5 protein-coding genes are annotated in these 3,341 nt (G+C 67.3%); 3 read left to right on the top strand and 2 right to left on the bottom strand.

Annotated features, from left to right (window positions below):
* Nucleotides 1-31: 31 nt before the first annotated feature.
* Nucleotides 32-1,218, bottom strand: a protein-coding gene (locus tag GY812_16355; protein MCP4437055.1) for an IS3 family transposase whose coding sequence is annotated in 2 segments (ribosomal slippage) — nucleotides 32-936 and nucleotides 936-1,218 — 1,188 coding nt in all. Because the reading frame shifts where the segments join, the coding sequence is not laid out codon by codon here.
* Nucleotides 1,219-1,292: 74 nt separating this feature from the next.
* Between GY812_16355 and GY812_16350 the strand changes: the two genes are divergently transcribed.
* The 3 genes from GY812_16350 to GY812_16340 all read left to right on the top strand — a co-directional run bounded on the left by GY812_16350 (nucleotide 1,293) and on the right by GY812_16340 (nucleotide 2,663).
* Nucleotides 1,293-1,688, top strand: a complete 396-nt coding sequence (locus GY812_16350) for a hypothetical protein (protein MCP4437054.1) — start codon at nucleotides 1,293-1,295, stop codon at nucleotides 1,686-1,688.
* Nucleotides 1,689-1,772: 84 nt separating this feature from the next.
* Entirely contained in the window at nucleotides 1,773-2,042 is a 270-nt protein-coding gene (locus GY812_16345) for a hypothetical protein (GenBank protein ID MCP4437053.1), read from the top strand.
* 69 nt (nucleotides 2,043-2,111) lie between these two features.
* Complete coding sequence (locus GY812_16340) at nucleotides 2,112-2,663, top strand: hypothetical protein (protein MCP4437052.1); 552 nt, start codon at nucleotides 2,112-2,114, stop codon at nucleotides 2,661-2,663.
* A 21-nt stretch (nucleotides 2,664-2,684) separates the two neighbouring features.
* Here the strand turns inward: GY812_16340 and GY812_16335 are convergent, their stop codons facing one another.
* A complete protein-coding gene (locus tag GY812_16335) occupies nucleotides 2,685-3,116 on the bottom strand; it encodes an Rrf2 family transcriptional regulator (protein ID MCP4437051.1) in 432 nt (143 codons plus the stop codon).
* Between the last annotated feature and the right edge of the window lie 225 nt (nucleotides 3,117-3,341).

Genomic DNA, 3,341 nt, shown 5'->3' with positions numbered 1-3,341 from the left:
TGGTCTTGCCCCGATTCGCCGGACACGTTGGTTATGCTGCGACCGTCAGATGGTCACAGCCTGAATGCTCAAACTCAACTGGGCTCATGAGGCCCAGGAACGAGTGCTTCCTGACGCCGTTGTAGAACCCACCGATGTACTCGTGGACCGCCAGCCGCACCCCTTGGCGGGTCGGCCAGGGTCGCCGATGGACCAGCTCCGTCTTCAGCGTGGCGAAGAACGACTCCACGCACGCGTTGTCCCAACAGTTGCCCTTCCTGCTCATGCTGCACTTCATCTCCAGCTCCGCCAGCGCGTCTTGGTACTGGCGGCTGGCGTATTGGCTACCGCGATCCGAGTGATGGACCGCCTCCTGCCCCAGCTCGCGCTGGCCGACCGCCATCTCGAGCGCGCCGAGCACCAGCTCGGTCCGCATGTGGTCAGCCATCGACCACCCCACAACCCGGCGGGACCAGAGGTCGATCACCACCGCCAGGTACAGCCAGCCTTCCCAGGTGCGGATGTAGGTGATGTCCGCCGCCCACAGCTCGTCCGGGCCGTCCGGCTCGAAGTCGCGTTTGACGAGGTTCTCCGCAACCGGCATCGAGTGCTCCGAGTCAGTCGTCGCCTTGAAGCGACGAGGCCGGCAGCCTTGAAGGCCTTCCTCACGCATCAGCCGCGCCACCCGCTTCCGCCCCACGCGCTGCCCGTCGGACTGGAGGTCGGCGAGGACGCGCGGGCTACCGTAGGTGCCTCGGCTTCCCTTGTGCGACGCGGCGATCTTCTCCTTCAGGAACGCGTCCCGCTTGGCTCGCTTGCTCGGTCCACGCTTCACCCACTCGTAGAAGCCGCTGCGTGAGACCTGCAGCAGCCGGCACATCAAGGCCACCGGGTACAAGGCCTTCTCCGTCAGGATGAACGAGAACCTCACTGGCTCTCCCTCACGAAGAAGGCCGTCGCTTTTTTTAGGATCTCGCGCTCCATCCGGAGGACGCGGTTCTCCTTGCGCAAGCGCCGGAGCTCCTTGCGCTCCTCCGTCGTCAACGCTCCCTCAGGGCCCCGACCCCCGTCGACGTCGGCCTGCCGGACCCACAGCCTCACGGCGGACTCGGTCAGGTCGAGGTCGCGGGCGATCTGGGCGATGCCGCGCCCCTCCGCCTCGTTAGCCTCCTTCCTGACCAGGGCCACGGTGTCGGCCTTGAACTCGTCGGTGAACTTCCTTCTCGCTCGCTTTCCCACGAAACCTCCTGTCGAGGCACCTTCGCCTCATCCGGGGTGTCCGGGAAACCGGGTCAAGTCCACTGGACGGACACATGTCTCTGCGCTGGGGCCGGAGCCTGTTCAGCGGGTTCCGGAAGGGGCTGCAGTCCGCGCTGATCTCCGGGGGCAAGCCCCTGGCCTACATCCCGCAGGCCAACGCCGCCGCCCGAGCCTTCGCCGAAGCCGCCGACGGGGTGCCGCTGAACATCCTCCTGGAGAGCCTCTTCAACCAATCGGTGACGGCCCACATCCTGGGCGGCTGTGCCATCGGAGAGGGTCCGGAGACCGGCGTCATCAACACCGACCACGAGCTCTTTGGCTACCCGGGAATCTACGTGGCGGACGCCTCCAGCATCCCCGCGAACCTCGGCGTGAACCCGAGCCTCACGGTGACGGCCATGGCCGAGCGCTGCATGAGCCGCATCCCACCAAGCTCCACGCAGGGGTAGAGCCCGTGTGTCGCCAGTCAATGCAACGTGTCAGGCCTGCTCCCGTACCCCTCCTCGTTCGGACCACTGTTCAGGAGAACACCCATGGCCTTCGTCGACAGCCTGCTCAGCTTCTTCCGCCGCCCCGCCGCCGAGACGGCCGCGGCCGTCCCCGAGGGCGCCTGCCCCAACTGCTGGGGCCACTACGAGTACGACGGGGTGGTGCGTGAGGCCATCCGCGACAAGCAGATCGACATCAACAACGAGCGGGCTTCCCGGGCCTTCATCGAAGAGTTCGTGGTCACCCGACTGGAGGGCGTTCGCCTGAAGAGTGCTGGCTGCCCCACCTGCAACACGGTGCGCGGCGGGCGCTGACCAGGCCAGGTGCTCTCGCCAAAGGTGTGTCGGCTGCTAGCATGCTCGAAGCCCGATGGAGGAGCCTTGATGTCCACCTCGAAATCTCGCGTGCTCGGCTGGGCGCTGGCCAGCCTCTTCTTCGTGTCGGCGAGTGAGGCCGCTCCGAAGGGAAAGCTCGACCGGACTCGGCGCGTGCAGCCCTCGACCCGAGGCGTAGCCGTGAAGCGCTCGCCCGTCGTTGCGAAGCCGGATGTGGTGCGTCGGTCGGTGCGCAAGCTCCTCCAAAGGTCGGCGAGCTTCCGGTCGCTGCCGGCCTCCGAGCGGCGCGCCCTTCGCGGGGGCATGGAGGTGGTCGGGCGCGCGGTGCTGCAGGCGGAGCTGCAGGGCCGTCCAGCAGGCTTCGCGCGCCGTGCGGACTTCCCGGACTTCGTCGCGGCGCTCATCCAAGGCACCTTCCAGGCGGTCGTCGACGCGTCGGTCGAGCAGATGAAGGCCTACGGCGATCTCGTCGATGAGGTCTCGGAGTCGGTCGATGAGTTCGGGGAAGAGGGGAAGCGTCCGAGCAAGCACCGCAAGAGGGCCCTCGCGAAGGCGCGCCGCAAGCTGAAGGCGCGCCCGCTGAAGTGGCCGCCCGACTGATCTGCGGGCGGCTCCGCCCCCCTACTCCAAGAGCGTCTGCCACCGCGCGTCGTTGTACACGTAGGCGCGGATGTCGGCGAGCGTCGTCTCCGTCGCCCACTCCATCATCGCCTCGTTGAGCTGAGTCCACGCAGGGTGCAGCGGGCACGGGTTGTTCGGATCGCACATGCCCCAACCGAAGCTGCAGCGATCGGGTTCGACCCCCTGACCGACCGCCTCGAGCACGTTGAGGAAGCTGATGTCCTCCGGCGGATACGAGAGCCTGAAGCCGCCGCCGTGCCCCTTGCGGGATTGGAGCAGGCCGGCCACCACGAGCTTTCGCAGCAGCTTGGAGATGTAGTGGGCCGGGATGTCGGCCGCGTCGGCGAGGTCCTTCGCCCGGGCGCCCACGCCCTCGGGCAGGAGCGCGAGCTGCGCCATGGCGCGCAGGGCGTACTCCGCTGTTTGGCTCACTCGCAATGAAGGTGCTCCTTTGGTCGGGCCCGGCTGGTCCCCATGGTACTCAAGAGATGCTCGTGTCCATCAAGAGGTCGCAATCCACGCGTCCAAAGGGAGCGCTACGAAGAGCACCGTGAGGTAGAGGAGCGAGTCGGTGAAGAGCCGCCGCGCTCGCCACGGCACCTCCGCCTCGCGCCAACTGGCCAGGGCGCGCGTCGACCAGACCGCTCCAGCGAGCAG

It is taken from the genome of Actinomycetes bacterium (genome assembly GCA_024222295.1).
Lineage (GTDB): Bacteria > Actinomycetota > Acidimicrobiia > Acidimicrobiales > Microtrichaceae > JAAEPF01.
This window is presented reverse-complemented; position numbering and strand designations above follow the sequence as displayed.